At 73.8% G+C, this 17399-nt stretch carries 33 protein-coding genes; 1 reads left to right on the top strand and 32 read right to left on the bottom strand.

Annotated elements, in window-relative coordinates; genetic code table 11:
• Positions 1-2 precede the first annotated feature (2 nt).
• The 13 genes from D7231_RS31860 to D7231_RS31915 all read right to left on the bottom strand — a co-directional run bounded on the left by D7231_RS31860 (position 3) and on the right by D7231_RS31915 (position 7712).
• Positions 3-323, bottom strand: a complete 321-nt coding sequence (locus D7231_RS31860; RefSeq protein WP_120759320.1) for a hypothetical protein — start codon at positions 321-323, stop codon at positions 3-5.
• Positions 320-1825 carry a hypothetical protein gene (locus tag D7231_RS31865; protein WP_120759322.1) on the bottom strand — a complete coding sequence of 502 codons (1506 nt, stop codon included), beginning with the start codon at positions 1823-1825 and terminating at the stop codon, positions 320-322. Before D7231_RS31865 ends, D7231_RS31860 begins: the two co-directional genes overlap by 4 nt.
• Complete coding sequence (locus D7231_RS31870; protein WP_120759324.1) at positions 1800-2327, bottom strand: type I phosphoribosyltransferase; 528 nt, start codon at positions 2325-2327, stop codon at positions 1800-1802. The genes D7231_RS31865 and D7231_RS31870 overlap by 26 nt, the downstream gene beginning before the upstream one ends.
• Before the next feature lie 21 nt (positions 2328-2348).
• Positions 2349-2693 carry a hypothetical protein gene (locus tag D7231_RS31875; protein ID WP_147449832.1) on the bottom strand — a complete coding sequence of 115 codons (345 nt, stop codon included), beginning with the start codon at positions 2691-2693 and terminating at the stop codon, positions 2349-2351.
• A 307-nt stretch (positions 2694-3000) separates the two neighbouring features.
• On the bottom strand, positions 3001-3363 hold the full coding sequence (locus D7231_RS31885) for a hypothetical protein (RefSeq protein WP_120759330.1): 363 nt from the start codon (positions 3361-3363) through the stop codon (positions 3001-3003).
• 206 nt (positions 3364-3569) lie between these two features.
• Positions 3570-3851 (bottom strand): helix-turn-helix domain-containing protein, encoded by a 282-nt coding sequence (locus tag D7231_RS31890; protein ID WP_120759332.1) that lies wholly within the window; start codon positions 3849-3851, stop codon positions 3570-3572.
• Between the two features lie 126 nt (positions 3852-3977).
• A complete protein-coding gene (locus D7231_RS31895; protein ID WP_120759334.1) occupies positions 3978-4469 on the bottom strand; it encodes a DUF6221 family protein in 492 nt (163 codons plus the stop codon).
• A gap of 162 nt (positions 4470-4631) precedes the next feature.
• On the bottom strand, positions 4632-5426 hold the full coding sequence (locus tag D7231_RS31900) for a hypothetical protein (RefSeq protein ID WP_120759336.1): 795 nt from the start codon (positions 5424-5426) through the stop codon (positions 4632-4634).
• The gene (locus D7231_RS31905) at positions 5423-5929 is read right to left on the bottom strand and encodes a hypothetical protein (protein WP_120759338.1); all 507 of its coding nucleotides are present in this window, start codon (positions 5927-5929) and stop codon (positions 5423-5425) included. The genes D7231_RS31900 and D7231_RS31905 overlap by 4 nt, the downstream gene beginning before the upstream one ends.
• Positions 5926-6468: a hypothetical protein gene (locus tag D7231_RS31910; protein ID WP_120759349.1), complete on the bottom strand. Its 543-nt coding sequence runs from the start codon at positions 6466-6468 to the stop codon at positions 5926-5928. The genes D7231_RS31905 and D7231_RS31910 overlap by 4 nt, the downstream gene beginning before the upstream one ends.
• Entirely contained in the window at positions 6465-6617 is a 153-nt protein-coding gene (locus tag D7231_RS36625) for a hypothetical protein (RefSeq protein WP_158673850.1), read from the bottom strand. Before D7231_RS36625 ends, D7231_RS31910 begins: the two co-directional genes overlap by 4 nt.
• Complete coding sequence (locus D7231_RS36630) at positions 6617-6790, bottom strand: hypothetical protein (protein ID WP_158673851.1); 174 nt, start codon at positions 6788-6790, stop codon at positions 6617-6619. Before D7231_RS36630 ends, D7231_RS36625 begins: the two co-directional genes overlap by 1 nt.
• Positions 6791-6803: 13 nt before the next feature.
• The gene (locus tag D7231_RS31915) at positions 6804-7712 is read right to left on the bottom strand and encodes a DUF2637 domain-containing protein (protein WP_242000032.1); all 909 of its coding nucleotides are present in this window, start codon (positions 7710-7712) and stop codon (positions 6804-6806) included.
• Positions 7713-7898: 186 nt separating this feature from the next.
• On the opposite strand from D7231_RS31915, the gene D7231_RS36635 reads away from it, so the two are divergent.
• The gene (locus D7231_RS36635) at positions 7899-8240 is read left to right on the top strand and encodes a hypothetical protein (protein ID WP_158673852.1); all 342 of its coding nucleotides are present in this window, start codon (positions 7899-7901) and stop codon (positions 8238-8240) included.
• 4 nt (positions 8241-8244) lie between these two features.
• Here D7231_RS36635 and D7231_RS31920 read toward each other — a convergent pair whose 3' ends face one another.
• From D7231_RS31920 to D7231_RS32005, 19 genes are all read right to left on the bottom strand, one after another.
• Positions 8245-8928, bottom strand: coding sequence for a YheV family putative zinc ribbon protein (locus D7231_RS31920; protein ID WP_120759353.1), 684 nt, complete (start codon positions 8926-8928; stop codon positions 8245-8247).
• 68 nt (positions 8929-8996) lie between these two features.
• Positions 8997-9335, bottom strand: a complete 339-nt coding sequence (locus tag D7231_RS31925; RefSeq protein WP_120759355.1) for a hypothetical protein — start codon at positions 9333-9335, stop codon at positions 8997-8999.
• Complete coding sequence (locus D7231_RS37145) at positions 9332-9973, bottom strand: hypothetical protein (RefSeq protein ID WP_199739499.1); 642 nt, start codon at positions 9971-9973, stop codon at positions 9332-9334. The genes D7231_RS31925 and D7231_RS37145 overlap by 4 nt, the downstream gene beginning before the upstream one ends.
• Complete coding sequence (locus tag D7231_RS37150) at positions 9970-10293, bottom strand: hypothetical protein (RefSeq protein WP_199739500.1); 324 nt, start codon at positions 10291-10293, stop codon at positions 9970-9972. Before D7231_RS37150 ends, D7231_RS37145 begins: the two co-directional genes overlap by 4 nt.
• A complete protein-coding gene (locus D7231_RS31940; protein WP_120759357.1) occupies positions 10290-10676 on the bottom strand; it encodes a hypothetical protein in 387 nt (128 codons plus the stop codon). The genes D7231_RS37150 and D7231_RS31940 overlap by 4 nt, the downstream gene beginning before the upstream one ends.
• Positions 10673-11287, bottom strand: a complete 615-nt coding sequence (locus tag D7231_RS31945; protein WP_120759359.1) for a hypothetical protein — start codon at positions 11285-11287, stop codon at positions 10673-10675. Before D7231_RS31945 ends, D7231_RS31940 begins: the two co-directional genes overlap by 4 nt.
• Before the next feature lie 100 nt (positions 11288-11387).
• A complete protein-coding gene (locus D7231_RS31950) occupies positions 11388-11618 on the bottom strand; it encodes a hypothetical protein (RefSeq protein ID WP_120759361.1) in 231 nt (76 codons plus the stop codon).
• A complete protein-coding gene (locus tag D7231_RS31955) occupies positions 11615-11860 on the bottom strand; it encodes a hypothetical protein (RefSeq protein WP_120759364.1) in 246 nt (81 codons plus the stop codon). Before D7231_RS31955 ends, D7231_RS31950 begins: the two co-directional genes overlap by 4 nt.
• Positions 11853-12107 carry a hypothetical protein gene (locus D7231_RS31960; RefSeq protein WP_120759366.1) on the bottom strand — a complete coding sequence of 85 codons (255 nt, stop codon included), beginning with the start codon at positions 12105-12107 and terminating at the stop codon, positions 11853-11855. The genes D7231_RS31955 and D7231_RS31960 overlap by 8 nt, the downstream gene beginning before the upstream one ends.
• Positions 12100-12534, bottom strand: a complete 435-nt coding sequence (locus tag D7231_RS31965; protein ID WP_120759368.1) for a hypothetical protein — start codon at positions 12532-12534, stop codon at positions 12100-12102. The genes D7231_RS31960 and D7231_RS31965 overlap by 8 nt, the downstream gene beginning before the upstream one ends.
• Complete coding sequence (locus D7231_RS31970; protein ID WP_120759370.1) at positions 12531-12761, bottom strand: hypothetical protein; 231 nt, start codon at positions 12759-12761, stop codon at positions 12531-12533. The genes D7231_RS31965 and D7231_RS31970 overlap by 4 nt, the downstream gene beginning before the upstream one ends.
• Positions 12761-12985 (bottom strand): hypothetical protein, encoded by a 225-nt coding sequence (locus D7231_RS31975; protein ID WP_120759372.1) that lies wholly within the window; start codon positions 12983-12985, stop codon positions 12761-12763. The genes D7231_RS31970 and D7231_RS31975 overlap by 1 nt, the downstream gene beginning before the upstream one ends.
• Positions 12982-13368, bottom strand: coding sequence for a DUF4326 domain-containing protein (locus D7231_RS31980; RefSeq protein ID WP_120759375.1), 387 nt, complete (start codon positions 13366-13368; stop codon positions 12982-12984). The genes D7231_RS31975 and D7231_RS31980 overlap by 4 nt, the downstream gene beginning before the upstream one ends.
• Positions 13365-13787 carry a hypothetical protein gene (locus D7231_RS31985; protein WP_120759377.1) on the bottom strand — a complete coding sequence of 141 codons (423 nt, stop codon included), beginning with the start codon at positions 13785-13787 and terminating at the stop codon, positions 13365-13367. The genes D7231_RS31980 and D7231_RS31985 overlap by 4 nt, the downstream gene beginning before the upstream one ends.
• The gene (locus D7231_RS36295; protein WP_147449833.1) at positions 13787-13966 is read right to left on the bottom strand and encodes a hypothetical protein; all 180 of its coding nucleotides are present in this window, start codon (positions 13964-13966) and stop codon (positions 13787-13789) included. The genes D7231_RS31985 and D7231_RS36295 overlap by 1 nt, the downstream gene beginning before the upstream one ends.
• On the bottom strand, positions 13933-14178 hold the full coding sequence (locus D7231_RS31990) for a hypothetical protein (protein ID WP_147449834.1): 246 nt from the start codon (positions 14176-14178) through the stop codon (positions 13933-13935). Before D7231_RS31990 ends, D7231_RS36295 begins: the two co-directional genes overlap by 34 nt.
• Before the next feature lie 76 nt (positions 14179-14254).
• A complete protein-coding gene (locus D7231_RS31995; protein WP_120759381.1) occupies positions 14255-15592 on the bottom strand; it encodes a DNA cytosine methyltransferase in 1338 nt (445 codons plus the stop codon).
• 76 nt (positions 15593-15668) lie between these two features.
• A complete protein-coding gene (locus D7231_RS32000; protein ID WP_120759383.1) occupies positions 15669-16550 on the bottom strand; it encodes a hypothetical protein in 882 nt (293 codons plus the stop codon).
• Positions 16547-17392: a hypothetical protein gene (locus D7231_RS32005; protein WP_120759385.1), complete on the bottom strand. Its 846-nt coding sequence runs from the start codon at positions 17390-17392 to the stop codon at positions 16547-16549. The genes D7231_RS32000 and D7231_RS32005 overlap by 4 nt, the downstream gene beginning before the upstream one ends.
• Between the last annotated feature and the right edge of the window lie 7 nt (positions 17393-17399).

The following is a 17399-nucleotide window of genomic DNA, read 5'->3' on the forward strand; positions in this document are numbered from 1 at the left end:
CCTTACTCGCTCTGGTCGGGCTCTCCCGGCCGGTAGACCGCGAACCCGTCGACGTCTTCGACGACGGCAACCCGGACGCCGTCGAGGTGGCCGGTGAGCTGCTCGGTGAGCCGCGCCATGTCCGCATCCGTCAGGCGGGTGCCGGTGAACAGGACGAGCCTGTCGCCGGGCCGGACAACGACAGAACTGAACGAAGGCGCCAGGAACTCGACATCGTGGGCGCGCCCTGGGGCGGCGTGCGTGGCGAGGAACCTGGCCTTGGCTGCTTCGTACTCTGCGGGCGTCGCGATCTTTCTGCTGCGCCGTCCTCGCCAACGCGTCACATCCACCTCACTCTGGTCCGGGCCGCGGCGTAGAACGCCAGGAGCAGCGCGTCCGCGTTGTCTGGGGAGCGGCCGAGCCGCTTCTTGATCTCGTCCTTCGGCTCCACGCGAATCCGGCCCTGCGGGTCGGTGTCCCACCGCGGAGTCAGCAGCTGCGCCACCGTGGCGTCGGCGTTCTCCATGGCGGAGAGGTCCCAGCCGTGCCGCTCGGACAGGCCGCGGCCAAGTGACCACCACATCTCCGCACGGAGGTTGAGGAACTTCCCCGGCTCGCTGGCCCTTTCGCCGACGTTGACGCCGTGGATGCGGGCCTGGTGCTCCCCGCGCCCGGCGGCGTTCCTCAGCTCGCCGATCACGCCGAAGCCCACGCCGATCGAATCGACCTTCACTGCCGTCGCGCCGGTCTCCTTGATCGCCGCTATCACCAGCGGCGCGATCTGCTCCGGCCGGTCGGTGTGCGCCCGCCACTCCCGGCCGGCCCGCACGCCGCGGCGTTCGCGGATGACGGTCTCGTCACCGCCGCCGCCTACGTCCACGCCGAGTTCGACGGGCAGCAGGTCCGCGGCCTTCGGTCTGGTCTCCGTGTCGATGCGGCACGCCGCGATGTCGGCGGCGCGCACGACCTGGTTCGGGGCGTCCGCGCTGAACTCGCCGAGCACCTTGGAGCGGTAGAGCGGGTTGTCCTCGCCCCACTCGGTGAGCTTCTCCTCCACCCACTCCCGCGACACCAGGGCCTGCGCCACCTCGTCCGGGACTGCTTCGCCGGTGAGGTTGGGCGAGTCGAACGCGCTGATCCCGATGACGTGCCAGCCGGACCCCGGCGTGCACACCTTCCGGAAATGCGAGGCCGGGTTGTCGGGGTTGCCGATGGCCAGGATCCGGCAGTCCGTGTTCGTCGTCAGCGCGTCCGCGGCCACCCACAACTGCTCGGGGATGCCGCACGCTTCGTCGAGGATGACCAGCACGTACCGGGCGTGGATGCCCTGGAACGCGGACTCGTCGTGGTCGGCCGGCTTGCGGCCGAACGCGACCATCTCCTCGTCGATGTGCCACTCGGTCTGATTCACCCGCCCCGGGAGGCGCCCGGCGCGGTGCACGCGGCGGATGTACCGCCACAGGATCGCGCGGACCTGCGCGAACGTCGGCGCCGAGGTGACGACGAACGCTTCCCCCGGGGGGTGGGTGTCCAGCCACCACGACGCGACAAGCGACGCGGTGTGGGACTTCCCCACGCCGTGGCAGGAGCGGACGGCGGTCCTGCGGTGGTCCCGCACCGCCTCAAGGATCTGCCGCTGCCGGGACCATACGACTTGCCGGAGCCGGCCCCGGACCCAGCCGACGGGGTCGCGCTGGTAGCGGGCGGTGCGCTCGGCGACCTGCTGCCGGTCGAGGCGGTTCTTGAGCTGGTCGCGGATCTGCCGAAGCTGCCGGGTGTCGCCGGCGCGCACGAGCTGGTCGATCTGGCGGCGGATCTGCTCAACGCTCGGGGCCGTCGTTGTCATCGCTGCCGCCGTTGGTCAGGGCGTTGAGGAGGGCGCCGATCTCGTCGCCGAGGTGTTCGGCGTCGACGCTGACGCGGGAGGGGGCGTCGAGGCCGAGGAGCCTGGCGCGGCGTTCCTGGATGCGCAGCATCCGGTCGATGGCCTGGAGGACGGGGCCGTCGTCTTCCAATGGCTCGCCGTCGTCCGCCTTGACGATGCGGCCTTGGGAGACGGTGACGTGGCGGCGTTCGAGGACGCCGAGCGCGGACCGGTACATGTGGTCGAGGCGGTCGAGTTCGAGTTGCCGGACCTGTTCGGCGGGCTCCTGGACGATGGCCTGGAGGGCCCGTTCGACCATCTCGTGGGCGGTGGTCCGGGCGACGCCGAGTTCGTCGGCGATCTGCCGGTAGGAGAGGCCGCGTGCGCGGAGCGCGGCGGCCTCGGCGTCCCGGCGGGCGGTTTCGGGAGTGCGGACCCACTGCCCGCCGCCGTTGCGGGGCTGGTCGGGGGTGGCGTCGGGCATGCGGGCCACCCCCCTGGGCTGCTAGTCGTCGGTGTCGATGCCGAAGTCGTCGAAGATGCCTTCGTTCTCGAAGACCCAGGCGAGGTGCAGCATGTTCCAGTTGTCTTCGGTGAGCCCTTCGCACGCCTCGGGCGGCCGGTCGGCGTGGACGGTGCCGGGCGCGGCGTCGTCGAGCGCGTCCTGGCACTGCGCGGCGATCTCGTCTTGGGTCTCGACGAGCGCGTCGTAGGTGAGCAAGCCCGCGATGGCGAGTACGGCGACGCCGGCGATGGGGGCGACGATGCGGACCCAGAGGGGCACGCGGGTTATGCGGGCGCGCCAGCCGGTCGCGGGCGGGGGCGGGGTGGGTGTTGCGGGTTCGGTCATGGGGGTCAGCATGGCGCCTTCTGCTAGGGCGTGTTGACCTTGTGATGGTGTCGTGACCGGTGGGCGTCGAAGGTCCGGTGGGCCCTAGCTGCCGGGGTCCACCCCGTGTCGAGGCCGCAGGAGCAGGTCGCGCGGGCGTGGGGCCCGGGGACGTGCATGGCCCAACCGTCCTCTGATGGGAGTTCGAGGGCTTCGCGTTCGATGGTGAGGACGTGGGCGGTGGCCATGGTGTGGGCCTCCTGTCGTTGGAGGGGTGGCGGCCCCGGGTTGCCCGTCCCGGGGCCGCGTCCCGCCCTTCCGAACCCACCTACTGGTGGTCTGTGGTGAGCCACGCCCAGGAGGCCGGCTCAAGGTCTGGGTTGTCGTCGGCGTCGTCGAGCCAGATATCGAGGCAGCTCTTGCACAGGAAGTAGACGCTGCCGTTCCGCCGAACCCACTTGGCGGCGGCCTCGCGGTGGGGGCGGCCGATGATGGCGCAGTATGTGCAGCCAAGCTTGTGGCCGAGCATGGCGTCGACCTGCGGCCACGGCCCCGAGGGTAGGGGCAGCGAGTCGGTGGCGATGGCAGCCACACGGCTCCGGGGCTCCAGCGGCGTGTAGTCGACCCTGGAAAGCAGGCGGGCGTATTGCTCGGAGAGCGAGTTGGCGTAGTACGTGGCGAGATCGGGCATGCGGTTCTCCCGGTGGGCAGTCGGGGCGGTGGCTGGCTACCCGCCCGGCGCCCTCACCAGGCGGGTAGCCGTCGGCTGCTCAACGCCGCGCGGGGGTGCAGGCGGAGCGGCCGGTCTACGGGGCTGCGTGGCCGGGAAGGTGCCGGGTCTCGACTCCGGATCTGGGCCCGCTCTCCTTGAGCTACACCTCGCCCGGCCACGCAGGTCTACGCGGCGGCCTTCTCCTGGCAGGGCTTCCAGCCCGGGAGCCGGCCGCCCCGCCGGGGCCTGTCGGCGCCGTTCTTCCACGCGTCCTTCTCGGCGTTGCTGAGGGTCGGGAGGTGGAACAGGCGCGGGCCGCCGGGGACCGGCACGGGTTCGATCTTGCCTCGCCTGATCCAGACGCGGATGGTGCCCGGCTTGATGCCGAACTGTTCGGCGGCCTGCTGCTCGGTGATGAGATCAGCGGCGCGGATCTGGTCGAGCGGCGGGTTGGGGAACTTCGGCATGTCGCCTCCCCGGGTACGGCGCAGGCCCCGGGAGCGGGTGCTCTCCGGGGCCTGGGGCGTTTTCGGGCAGCGTTGGTCTACAGCATCGGATGTTACAACGCTGGGAGGGCGTTGTCGATCAGATGTTCAGCGGATCGCGCCCGGCGGCCACAGGCGCCATTCTTCCCGGTAGTCGGGGTGGTCGGCGTAGGGCAGCGCGAGCAGGTGGAGCATCTGGCTCAGGATGTTCGCCGCGCCACTCACGAGGTCGTGGGGTGGCGTGCCGGGCCCTGCCACCTTGAGTGCCCGCTGGACGTCCTCGTAGTCGCGCAGCACGCGCCGCTTGGCCCAGATCTCGCGCAGCACCCGCTCCGGGTCGTGGCGGGCGATGTGCAGCGCCAGGCCGGGGATGTCGGCCATTTGGATACCGTCCCATCGGTCGCTCGTCACCGGCAGCCCCTTGCGCCGTTCGAACTCGGCGGCGCGGGGGTTGGGCGGCCACATCAGCACGGTGTCCGCGGCCTCAGGGTCGTTCAGGCCGCCGACGTGCCAGCTGGCGCTGGCGTGCTCGCAGGCTGCCTGCGCCGCCGCCTCGTCCTCGTCCAGCCGGGCCCGAACGAACGCGATCAGGTCGTCCATGGTGCTCATCCTCTCGCAGAAGCAGCGGGACCGCCCCGGGTTGGGGCGGGCCCGTTCAGTGGCCGGTGGTGCAGGTCCATCCGCCGTCCGCGCTGCGGGTCATGGCCCGCCCGCAGCACTCCGGCGGCCGGGCGATCGGGTGCGGGAACTCGGGCAACGCGGTCATCGGGGCTCCTCAGCACGGGGGTGGACGATGCGCAGCGCGGTGTCGAAGTGGCCCTCCAGCCCCTCCTCGACGCCGCCACGCGAGGGGTAGCCGGGGGTAGCTACCTCGGTAGCGCGCGGGTAGTTGTCGCTGGTCACAGCGGTAGCTACCTCGCCAACTACCTGCCCAGGCGCGCCGCTCGGGGCCGGGTCGGGGAGCGCGGCGAGAGCAGCGGTGAGGTCGTCCCGGTGGACCCCCACGGAGACCCTCCCGGCGACCTTCAGGGAGGGCCGCACGCGGACCCCCCGGGCCTCCAGCGCGGCCCGCACTTCCGGCACCCCCCAGTCGGGGCTCCCATCGGCCCGCTGGAGGGCCTGGAGGACAGCCGCAACGTGCACCCCGTTCGCGGTGCCGATGAGCTGCTCGACGAGGGCGAGGAGCGGGTCCTTCGCGGGGCCCTGCGGGGCTTCCTCGACGGCCCCGGCCGGGGCGCCCTTCCCGCGCTTCCGCTTCGGCGCCGAGGGCTCCTTGGGCGGGGCGGTCGCCCGGTACGCGGCAGCGCACCACCAGGCGGCGGCGAACCACAGCAGCCACTCCATCCGGCCGACGGCCAGCCACACCATCCCGGCCGCGCCGGCCGGGAAGAGGAGGCGGGCGGAGCGGTCGCCGACGCCGTCACCGTCGCGGACCCACCCGGCGATGCCCTCCGTCGTGCGGCGCCCGACGATGCGGGAGCCGTCCCACAGGCGGTCTGCGGCGCGCCGGGCCCAGCCTGGCCGGGCCTCGGCCGGTTCGTGCTGCTCGGCCGTCATGCCTGCTCCCCCGAGAACCAGGCGATCACCGGGTCGCCGATGCTGTTGACGCCGGGAACGAGCATGTCGCCCAGCAGCCCGGCGACTCCGGCGGTGAAGGCGAGGGTGACGCCGCACAGCAGGCCGCCGTTCATGCGGCGCCGCGGGTTCTCGGCGGCGGAGCGCCAGCAGACGGCCCACACTCCGGTGGCTACGAAGACCACCAGCGCGCCGCCTTGGCTGAGGACGCCGAGGTTGCCGGGGCTGATCACGCCGTCGTCCGTGCCGGTGGCGCTGGGCGCGATCCGGCCGGCGGTGTTGGCGGTGCCGGTGATCAATCCGGCGATCCAGCCGAGGAGGCCGCCGGTGCACACGGTGGCCAGCGCGCCGACGGCGAAGCTGCTGAGGAAGGGGACGGCGGCGGCCGGCTTCCGGCCGCTGTTCCACCAGCCGCGGACGTTGAGCACCAGGACGAGGAGTGCGAGGGCCAGAGCGCCCACAGTGATCATGTTCGCGGTCGTCATGCGGGCACTCCGGTGATCGACGTGATGGGGTCGAACGGGTCGATGACGCCGTAGAGGCCGGCGGCGGTGATGGTGAGGGCGGTGCGCCAGTACCAGCGGCGGGTGCGGGCGTCGGCGACGGCGGTGATGGCGAGGGCGCCGAGCGCGATGACGTAGGCGCCGGAGACGCTGGCTTCGGCACGGGCTTCGGTGAGGGTGGCGGCCCAGGCGGATGCGGCGCTGTGGGCGTATGGCGGGAGTGGGGTGAGGGCGAGGAGCGCGGCGAGGATGGTTTGCCGGGGGCGGGCCCAGGCGCGGAGCCACGCCCAGTTCCAGCGGCGTTCGGCCTCGATGGGAACGAGCTCGCCGGGGTTGGGGGCGGCGGGGAGGTGCACGTGGACGTGGACGACCGGCGGGGGCGGCTCGGCGGGAGGCGCGGCGGGCGGGCTGGGGCGCCACGGCGGGATGTCGCCGGGGCCGGGCGCCCGGGGCGGGAGGTCGACGGGGGCAAGTTCCCCGGCGGGGATGATGCGCCCTTCGAGGGGCCGATCGTTGGTCATGCGATGCCCCAGGCGAGGTAGGCGCCGACGGTGGCGGCGGTGATGGTGGTGATCGCGGCCCACGCGGCGAGGGTGCGGGCGAGGCTGGGCTCGATGGCGGTGAGGAGCGCCGTGGCGGCCAGGGCGGTGGCGGTGAAGAACGCGAGCATCACGCCTCGCCTCCGAGCCAGTCGGTGGCGATGGGGTCGCCCTCTCCGGTGGGGCCGTACAGGCCGACCCACCACACGGGCAGCGGGGCGATGTGTGCGAACTCGGGCGGCAGCGCCGGAAGTTCGGTGGCGCGGCCGGGCGCGGGCATGGGGGTGGCGCTGGAGTTGGTCATGGCGGTCCCCCGGTCAGGCCGTGCGGCGGAGGGTGCGGCGCAACGTCCGCTCCACCGACGCGGGGTTGACGTCGGGGCCGTGGACCTGCTGCGCGTAGGCCAGCACTTCGGCTGGCTCCGTCTTGCCGCAGGCGATGGCGGTCCGGACGGTGTCCGCGAGGCTCGGGCGCAGCGTCCGGACGTCCGCGTCGCCGCCGTCCGGCGTCTTGTCCAGCAGGGCGCGGACCGTGTCCGGCTCCACCTCGATCCCGACGCGCCCTAGGTGCTCCACGATGACCTCGGGCTCGGCGTTCGGCAGGGTGTCCGCGGCGGCGCGGACGGCCGCCCGGACGGTTCCGTCCGCCCGCTGTCCGGGCTCGGGCGTGGCGTCCGGGCGCGCGGGCGCGGCCTGCTGGACGGGGTCGAGGCTGTCGAGGCGGACGCCGACCGCGCGGCGGAGGGTGGTCCAGGACCGGCCGGGGTACATGGCCCAGCCGAGGAGGGGGATGTGCGGCATCCGCTCGGGCAGCAGGCCGGCGGCGGCGCGGTGCTCGTCGCGCACGTCGCGGCGGTGCAGCTCGAAGAGGAGCTCCACGGCCGCCGAGATGGCGGCGAGGCTCCAGGCGGCGACGGGGCCGCCGATGGCGTGGCCGTGGGACCAGTTGACGGCGCCGCTGACGGTGACGAAGCCGAGGGTGGCCAGCCTGGGGAGGCCGGCGGGGCTGTTGCGTTCGACGGCGCGCCGGGCGTAGGTGGCGCAGATGAGGCCGGCGAGGTCGAACATCAGGCTGAGGGCCCACGCCAGCTCGGGGTTCATGCCCCAGGCGGTGAGGGTGGTGCTGATGGACCAGGCGGCGGCGGCGAGCATCATCAACAGGACGATGAGCCAGGCGGCGCGGATCACGCGGGAGAGGGGGCGGTGGGGGGCGGCGCGCGTGGGCACGCCCCGGTTAGGGTTCTCGTTAGCCATCGGGAGGTCTCTTCTCCGGGTGGTCAGAGCCCCGCTTTGGTGTGTCCAGCACCGGCGGGGCTCGCCTTTTTCGGTTGTCCGGGCAGGTGTCCGGGGGCTTGCAAGGGTACCCCTTCACGTGGGGGTGTGCACCCCTACCGTCCGGGCGGGAGGTGCGGCATGGCGGACACGGGCGAGGGGGGATGTCCGGGCGCGGCGGGGGCGGCGGAGGCAGTCCGGGCGGCGCTGCGGGCGGTGGAGGCGCTGCCGGACGCGGCGGACAGGGCGCACGCGGCGTCGATGCTGCTGCGGGAGTGGCCGGAGCTGCACCAGGAGCTACGGGAAGTGCGGCAGCAGGCGGTGCTGACGATGCGGGCGCGGGGGGCGTCGTGGGCGGAGATCGGGCGGGAGATCGGGACGTCCGGACAGCGTGCCGGGCAGATCGCGCGGGGTGAGGTGAAGCGGCCGGGGCTGTCCGGGCGGGGTCCGGACAGCCAGACGGCTAGCGACGGCGGGGAGTAGGGCGTCAGGCCGCGGCGCGCCGCGCCGCCCATTCCCGCGCGGCGTCGGCGAGTTCGGCCGCGGTCCACAGCGAGCCGCACGCCACGCACTCCCGGTACGTCTGCCAGTCCGCCTCAACCAGGGCCAGCGCGTCGCAGCGGGGGCACGGCGCCGGGACGGGGCGGGTGCGGGGCCGCACGCGGGTGATGTCGCGGACGGCGCGCATCATCACCCGCAGCTCGCCGTGGAGTTCGGCGACCCACGGCTGGTCGGCGCACCACGGGAGGTGGGGTGTGAGCCACGCGCCGAGCTGCTCGGGCCCCGGCCGCCCGGCGGGGCCCCGGAGCCCGCGCTCCTCCGCGACGAGCCGGGCCCAGGCGGCGAGCGTCGCGGCGACGGGCAGCGGCCCGTGCTGGTCGGCGGCGGCCTGGCCGTAGGGGTCGCGGATGCCGTCTGCCGGTGCGGCGGGGCCTGCGAGGGAGAGGACGTCGAGCCGTCCGGGGATCGGCGCTTCGGCGTGGCCGGCGCGGCGGTTGACGAACTGGGCGGCGCGCTCGGGGTGCAGGGACGCGCGGAGCACCGTCATCTGGTTGGGGAGTTCTGCCAGCCAGCCGGTCATGCGGGCGAGGCAGGGGGTGCAGGCGTGGCGGGGGTCGGTGTCGCGCAACGTCCGGGGGTGGTCGGGCGGGCAGCAGGGGCAGGTGGTCATGTGGTGCTCCGGGTGTGCGGGCGCGGGCGGGGTGGGGGCGCCCGGGTGGGGGCCGGGCGCCCCGGGGGCTAGTGGCTGATGTGGACCGTGGCGTTGGGGTGGGCGAGGCACGCGTCACGCAGCCGCCGCAGGTAGTTGAGGGCTCCGTCGTAGTCGCCCCAGCCGTTGGGCGGATTCATCGCCTCGTACTTCGCGGGGTCGGATTCCATGGCGGCGACGGCACGGGTGAGGGCGTCGATGCAGTCCCTGGCGGTCCGGTCCTTGAGGTCGGCGAGCCGGTGGCCGAGCGCGTCGACCCACATGCGTCCGACGTTGCTCGTGTAGTTGCCGATGTCGGCGAGTTCGATCTCGACGGGTTCTGGGCCGCCGGTGTCGACCTTCATCCACAGGCTGATGTCGTAGCTCACGAGCGGGGCTCCTTCGGGGCGGGTCCGGCGCCGTCGGCCCATTCGACGTGCGGGTTGGCGCAGAGGCTGAGGCAGTGGGCGTCGTGGTCCCCGGCGGGGGCGTCTGCGGGGCGCGGGGGCTGGCAGTCACAGTCAGGGACGGTGGCGAGGGCTTCGTCCCGCTCCCTGGGTGTGATGAGACTGGGGTCGATGTCGTCGCCGAGCCACGCGAGGAACGACAGCAGCGCGTTGGAGGTGATCGTGATGTCGTTGCGCTGGAGGCGGGTGAACACGGCACCCGTGGTGCACCCGGCCTCGCGGGCCACGGCGCGCCAGGACATGCCGCGCCGCCGGCGCTGAGCGTCCAGCCGGGCCCACAGGCCGGGCCCGTTGAGGCGGTAGCCGCCGGGTGGCAGTACCGGGTCGGGGGCGGCCTCGTCATCCCAGATGATGCGGGTGTGGCCGCCGTGCCCGTGCTTGCGCTCCGCACTGGCTACGCCCTTGTCCCAGAACGCGATGCTGGTGTCCTCGTCGGCGCACCAGCGGACGGAGGCGGTGCCGTCGGGCCACATGACGCCGTGAGCGACGATCCCAGTCCTGGAAGCGCCGGTTACGTCGTGGTCGCGCTGGAGGTGGAAGCGGCGGGGCAGCGTGCTCATGAGCGGGTCTCCCCGCGACCGCAGTGGGGGCAGCCCGACGTGTCCGTGGAGTCTTCCGGCCAGTGCCAACTGCCCCCGCGGGTACGGGATTCGTCCTGCCAGAGCTGCGTGTCGAAGAACAGGCCGCTTGGGTTGAGCACGGCCAGGGAGACACGGCAGCGCTGATCCTCGTCCCAGTTCTCGATCTCCGCCTGAGCGGCATCGTTCCCCTCAAGGGGAACGACCTCGGTGACGATCGCCGCCCTGCACTGCGAGGTGTATTCGCCGCCGGGGGTGCCGTAGCTGAGGTAGTGGACGATCTGTCCGACCTTGGGATTCATGAGGGGTCTCCCTGCTCGCCGGTGAAGGCGTTGGTGTCGATGAGGTGTTGGAGTCTGGCAGTGAAGCGGGCGCCGAACTCGGGGCCCATGCGGTGGGCGAGGGCGAAGAGTTCGGTGATGAGGGCGGCGGCGCCGTCCTCGTTGATGAGGTAGAGGTTCCTGGCGCGGTCCGGGCGTTGCGCGATGCGGCCTTCGAGGAGGACGGCGAGCGCTGGGGTGCCGTTGGCGGTTTCGACTTCGGCGACGGTGGAGGCGTCGAGGAGGACGGCGTTGGTGGTGTCGATGATCACGGCGTTGCGGTCGTGGGGTCCGCCGGGGCCGGCGATGTCGCCGCCGGACTGACGCGGGTCGGTCGCCCGGGGGCGGCGCTTCTTGCTGCTCATCGGGGGGACTCCTTCGTGCTGGGCTCGGCGGGTGCTCCGTCGAGGAGTTGGCGGATGTGCTGGCGGGTGCGGGGCCCGTCGTCGTCGCTGGTCTCGGCGTAGTCGCGGACGCGGGCGAGCGTGGCTTGGGCGGCGTGGTGCTCCTGCCAGGCGCGCGCCGCCTGCGCCTCGACGTGGGCGGTGCCGGCTTCGAGCGTGGCGGCCAGGGCCCCGCGGCGGCGGGCGGATCGCCACGCTGCGCGCATCCGGGCGAGCGCGGTCTCGGCCTCCTCGGCGCGGCGCGCGAGGTGCGTCTCGACCACGGGCAGCATGCCGGCGGCGACGACCACGTGCAGCGGGTGTCCTTCCGTGCCGGGGACTTCGGCGTCCCACGCGGTGATGGCGTCCTCGGCCGCCTTGGTGATCTCCTCGCGCAGCCCGCCGGGCGCGGCCGTCGTCGGCGCGTAGTCGCACGCCGTGTTGCAGGCGTGGCACCACGGCCCTCCGGCGATGGTGGGGCTGTACCGCTCACGCTGGTCGGCGCGCCCGTCGTGGTCGCGGCGGGGGTGTCGGCAGTGGGCGCAGCGCGGCGCCGCGTCCGGCGGGACGGGTGCGGAGTGGGTGTCGGTCACTGGGGCTCCCGGGTGTTGAGGATCTGGCGGGCAACGGGCGTGCAGGTGCTCGGCGGCGGCGAGGTCGGAGACCCTGCGGGCGATGGCTCGGGGTGGTGGGTCACGGCGTCTCCAGGGCGTAGCCGGTGTGGCGGGGCTGGCCGTCCGGGGTGTGCGGGGTGGGGTGGAGGAGGTCGGTCCACATGACGCGGCGCCGCGCCGGGCCCTGGGCGGTGAGCGTGACGACGGTGGCGCGCAGCCCGTGGACGGCTTCGACGCGGATCCGGCGACCCCCGTCGCGCGGGTCACACGCCACGTACACCTGGCCGGGGCGAACCTCGTGGGCGGTCACGGGGTCTCCTTGCGGTTGGTGGTCTGCTGGCTGATGGGGTTGGGGCGGGCCGCGCAGGCCGCGCAGAACGGCAGCCCCGCGCCGTCACCGACTGCGGCGCCCCCCTTTCGGCACGGCGTCGTCACCCTGGAGCTGCCTGCGCGGGTGGGGCGGGCGTAGTGCCGGACGCGCCCGCCGGAGAGCTGCACCAGCAGCGGGTATTGGGCGGCGTCGTTCCAGGTGAAGCGGGTCAGGTCAGGCACGGGGCGGCTCCTCGATGGCGGGGATGGTGGCCTCGGAGGACCACCAGACGGTGCGGGTTTCGGGGTTGTCGGGGCCGGGCCGGCGGGCGAAGTCTTCGGTGGTCCGCACCCGGTACTCCCAGACGCCGAGATGCGGCAGGGGCTTGACGGCGGTGATGGTGGCGGTGCCCCGGCGGGCGGCGGGCCACTGCTGGCCGTAGTGCCGCACGCGGGTGCCGACGGGGAGGGGGTGGGGGCGGTCAGGCACGGCGGGTCTCCTCGGTCTCGTCGCCCAGCACGGCGAGGAGGTGTTCCTCCCACAGGCCCCGGGCAGCGCCGTGCCAGCGGCGCCCGGTCGCCGACCACCGGCACGCGCACACCACGTGCAGGGCCCCGTCGTGCGCCCGCGCGGTGTGCGTCACGTGCGCCGTGATCAGGTCGGCGTGGTCGGGGCAGCCGTAGTCGGGGCCGGGCAGCAGGCCGGAGAACAGGCGCCACCCGTCGCCGGACCATTCGGGCCGGGCGGGCGCCTTGCCTTCGAGGCGGGCGCCGACGTCGAACTGGCGGCGGCAGCCCGGCATGAGGCAGTCGCGCAGGTTGATGCGGGCCTCGGCGCGCAGCCGGTCCCGTTCGTCGTACAGGGCGGTCAGCACGTCGTCGGTGATGGCGCTGGCGGGCAGGCGGATGGTGATCATCGGCGGGTCTCCTTGCGGGCGACGGCGAGACAGTCGGGGCACCACCGCTGGCCGGGCTCGTCCAGGTCCAGCGGCACGTCCTTGGCGGACCACGGCATGACCAGCCCTTCCGTGTCGCTGCACGCGATCGGCTGGAAGTCGGCGACCGCGCGTCCGCCCGGCTTGTGCCAGATGAGGTTGTCGGGGCCGCGCCCGTAGTTGGGCACGCGCTCAGGGACGGCTCGCATCAGAAGGTCTCCTCGTGGCAGGGCTGGCATGGGTGGTTGGTGGCGCGGCGGTTGCGGTTGCGACGTGCTGCACGCTTGGCTGCGCGGCGTGCGGCCCGGTTCGCGCGGGGCGGCTCGGCGCCGTCCGGGACGTACTCCTCGCTGCCGAGGACGAGTTCCGTCTCCCAGGTGACGCCCGGCGTGCCGGGACGCTCACCACGCGGCGTGCTGGACGGGGCGGTCACGACGAGGCCTCCGCCGGGCTGTTGCTGATTTGCAGCAGCACCGCCGCGTGGCAGTGGTCGGGTTCGCCCTCGGCCGGTACGGCGCACCAGCACGCAAGGTCCCGCCCGGCCAGGGCGCGGCGGGCGGCGGCCAGCAGGTCGGCCTGCTCGGGCTCGCGGATCCAGACGCGGAACTCGGCGACCGCCCAGTCGCGGGCGTTCGCGTCGTCCGCGAAGCCGAACAGCTCGGACCCGTCGGGGCAGTGGACGACCGGTCCCCGGCGGTCGTGGCTGATGCGGAACGGGTTGCCCCAGCGGGTCGGGCGCCCGACGTACCGGGCTCCGTCGGGGATGCCGGGTTGTCCGGCCTTGCGGGTCCGCTGCACACGGCGGGGGGCGGTCACTGGGGCACATCCAGCAGCGTGACGGGCACCGCGCCGGGACCGGTGGACCAGTCGAAGCACCAATCGGCGTCCGTGTCCTCGCCGAGCGCCGGGTCAGGGTCACGAAGCACGACCCACTCCTGCCGCACGGTGCCGTCCACGGGGGCCTCGTAGCCGCACCACCGGGCGTGCGCCAGGCATGCGGCGATAGCGCGGCGGGTGTGGCCGAGGGCCAGGATGCGGTCGCCGTCCCCAGCCGCGGCGGTGGCCACTCCGTAGTGGGTGGCTTCAGAGGTGGCGACGAAGCGCTGTGCGCCCGTCTGCGGCCCGTTCAGACCCCCCGGTCGCTCCCCGGTGCCGGGAACGGGGGGTTCGGCGCTCTCAGAGGCGCACAGCGGCGCTCCCGGGCCCTGAGTCGGGTAGTCGGTTCCTCGGGTCATCAGTTCTCAGTCCCTTCAGTGTCGGTTTGGGGGGATTCCAGGCCGAGTTGGACGGCCGCCAGCGCGACCGCGCGGACGTGGAGGTCGTCGGCGATCCGCTGCTGCTCCGGAGTGAGCACGGGGCGCCCCGCGCGGCGGGCGGCCATCACGCCCCACCCCCAGCGGCGGCGTGCTGGCACGGCCACGCCACGACGGCCACGAACTCGCCGTCGCCGGTCTGCGTGGAGCACCCGGCGCAGACCTCCTCGACGCGGATGTGGGAGCAGCGCTCCACGCCCGGGTCGTCGTGGCCGTCCTCGGTGGCGTACTCCTCGCACTCGCGCTCCAGGCACTCCACGGGCCCGGCGAAGATGAGCAGCGGCGCGTGCGTCACGGTGGTGGTGTCGGTCATGTGGCCCTCCAGGGCGGTGTCGTGGTTCGGTTGGCGGGTGCCGCCCCGTTCGACCCGGGGCGGCACACCAGCGGGGTCATGCGGCGGCTTCCGGCGGCAGGGGCGCGCCGTCCAGGGCGCCCCGCCCGTGCAGCAGCCGCAGCGCCGCGCCGGCTTGGAGGGGCACGACCCCGTTGCCGAGCGCGTGGAGCATCGGGTTGCGGGTCAGGCCCGGAGTGCAGGTGACCCACCCGTCGGGCAGGCCCATCAGCCACTCGGAGAACACGGGGCTCAGTCGTCCCCGAACATCAGTTGGCCAGGGGGCGGGGCGTCCGAGGACGGCCTCCCAGCGGCGGACGGCCGGTCCGTAAGGGCCCCAATCAACGTCGGGTTGCCCCGGCCGTAGGTCGAGGATCTCCGCTCGCCGTCGGAGGCTGTCGGCGTCGGCAGCAGCCGGGCCACCGCGCTCGGCAGCATCAAGTCCCCGCTCGACCCGCGCTGGTTCGGCCCCCCGTGCGCGCCGTCGCTGGCCCGGGGCGTCGGCAGCAGCCGGGCGGCGTCCGTCAGCGTCGGCCCATAGCCCTCGCCGTATGCCGTCCCATCCGGCCGGAAGTTCGCCGTGTCCCGCGAGTCCGCCACCGTCGGCGTCGGCAGCAGGTTCACCACGACCTCGTTCAGCGGCCGGGCATTCGTGCCGATCAGGTTCGACTCCCCCGACTTCCAGTCCCGCGCCGCCGGCGTGGGCAGCAGCGAGACCGCCGTCCGCAGATCCGGACCCCCGTCCCCATGCAGCCCCGGCCCGTTCGTGTCCGACGTGCGCGGCGTCGGTAGCAGCCGGCCAAGCGAGGACGAAGACCCGCTTCCGGGGGTGGGGAGCGCCGACCTCCGACGCGGCCACGCGCGCCCACTCCGCATCGAACCCGAGGCCGGCCAAGTCGCCGAGAACGGCTCCGAGTGCCCGCAGTGGAGGTTCAGCAGGTCGGTCTCCCACACAGTGCGGGCAGGCGCCCACGTCGCCGGCAGCCTTCGTTGAGAGGAGCCCTTGGACATTCTCGATCACCACCAGTCGGGGTCGCAGGACGGAAATGGCGTGGGCCATGTAGGACCACAGGCCCGAGCGGGTCCCGGGCGCCAGCCCGGCGCGGCGCCCGGCGGAGGACACGTCGGTGCAGGGAAAGCCGCCGGTGAGGATGTCGACCGGCCCGCGCTCCTCGACGACGGCCCGCCAGTCGATGCGGGTGATGTCGCCCAGGTTCGGCACGCCGGGCCAGTGCCGGGCCAGGATCGCGGCGGCGTGCTGCTCCTGCTCGCGGCCGTGCTTGTCGGGCGGCTCGTACTGGGAGTGCCACACCACCCGGCCGCCGTAGACGGCCTGGACAGCCAGGTCGAGGGCTCCGGTGCCGGAGAACAGAGACCCGATACGGAGACCGCTCACCGCGCGTCTCCGTCCGCCGCGCTTGGCGTCCGGACGGGCGCGCGGGACGCGACCGAACCGGATGCGGCCGGGGCGGTCACCGGTCGTCCCCTGCGTCGGTGGGCTGGGCCTGGGCGGCGGTCTGCTGGGCGGCTTGCCAGTCGCGGCGGTAGACGTCGACCCAGGAGGCGCAGTCGTTGCGGGCGTGGAAGCGGGCGGGGCCGCGCAGGTCGGGCCGCCACAGATTCGGGCCCGGGAACGTCACGCTCTTCTGCCGTCCGGCGATGGCTTCGCCGCAGCCCATGCACGCGTCGGGCGGGAACGTGAGGCGCACCCGTGCGAGCGCGGTCTCCTCGTCGGCCTGGTGCTCGGCGGTCTCGTGGCGGCACGGGGCGAGGTCGCCGCAGGCGCGGCAGATCGCGTAGTGCTCGGGCAGCACCTGCCAGGCGTGGCTGGCGGGCGCGATCAGGTGCAGCTCGGCCTCCGGGTCGTCCTCGCGGCCGTCGGGGGCGAGGGCGATGGCGTAGGGCCGCTGGTACCAGGTGGCGCGCTGGGGTTCGTCACCCCAGGCGGTGCCGTCGACGAGGCACCGCATCCACGTGGCGTGGTGGTCCTCGAACGCGGTCTGGTAGTCGGCGGGCCACAGGGCCGGCTCGCGTTCGGTGATGGTCAGGACGCGCCAGGGGCGGCGGTCGTGGACGACGAGCATGCCGGGCGCGAGCTGGACACGGCCGTCGTCGCGGCGGGCCTCGTGGATGCGCTGGCTGAGGCGCCCGGAGGCGGTGGAGGGCCGCCCGATGCGGCGGCCGAGCGGGGCGAGGGGGCCGACGAAGCCGACCTTGGTGGCGGTGTGCGGGGCCGCGTAGCCGGACGGGTAGATGATCACGGTCGGGTCTCCCGGGTGGTCCATGCGGTGATGCGGGCGGGGTGCAGGCCGGGCGCCCCCGAGCAGGGCGCGGAGTGGGGTCAGGCGGGTCATGAGGCGGTCCTCGCGGTTTGGGTTTCGCAGGCGTGGCAGATGGTGCGGGGGCGGTCGCGGCGGGGGATCATCCGGCCGTCGCAGGTTTCGCAGCGGGTGGGGTCGCGGGGCCGGGCGGGGGGCGCGGGTTGTCGCGGCGGGGCGGCAGGGTCGTGGCTGTCTTGTCCCTGGGATTGATCGAGATCTGTTCGGCCGGGGCGACCACCCACCGGTGGTTGCTCGACAAGGCCAGCCATCTCTTGGGGTAGTTCCTTGGCTATCCCTGGGTTGTTCGGGCCGCGGTGGCCCGAACCAATCGGGCCACCGCGGCCCGAACTCATAGGGGCCGCGGTGGCCCGAACTTCGTTCGGCTGTTCCTCTGAAAGTTCGGGCCGCGGTGGCCCGAACTCATAGGGGCCGCGGTGGCCCGAACTTTCCTCGCCGCGCTCCCACGGCGGGGGCGCCTTCCCCGCCGAACGCTGGCTCGCCTTCAACGAGTCCTCGGCGGCGCCCCACAGGGGGGTCGGGGCCATCAGGAGGACGTACAGGGAGGACCGCCCCCGGCGCTGCTGCCCGACGACGCCGACGACCCCGGCGGCGATCGCCGCGTTCAGGTAGCGCCTGGCGTCCTTCTCCCGGGCGCCCGCGGCCTTGGCGATGTCCTGGATGCGGATCGGCTTGCGGTCCCCGTGGAAGCGGAGTTCGCCGCTGGCGTTGGCCATGGCGCGGAGGGCGTAGAGCAGGGTGAGGAACCCGCCGCGGCGCAGCGCGGTGGGCAGGGCGGGCGCCCACTTCCATGCGAGGGCGTTGCCCCAGGAGTTGGGGACGCTTCCGCTCGCCGGGCGGTCCTCGGGTGTGCTCACGGTCTCT

The organism is Streptomyces klenkii (genome assembly GCF_003626645.1).
Classification (GTDB): domain Bacteria; phylum Actinomycetota; class Actinomycetes; order Streptomycetales; family Streptomycetaceae; genus Streptomyces; species Streptomyces klenkii.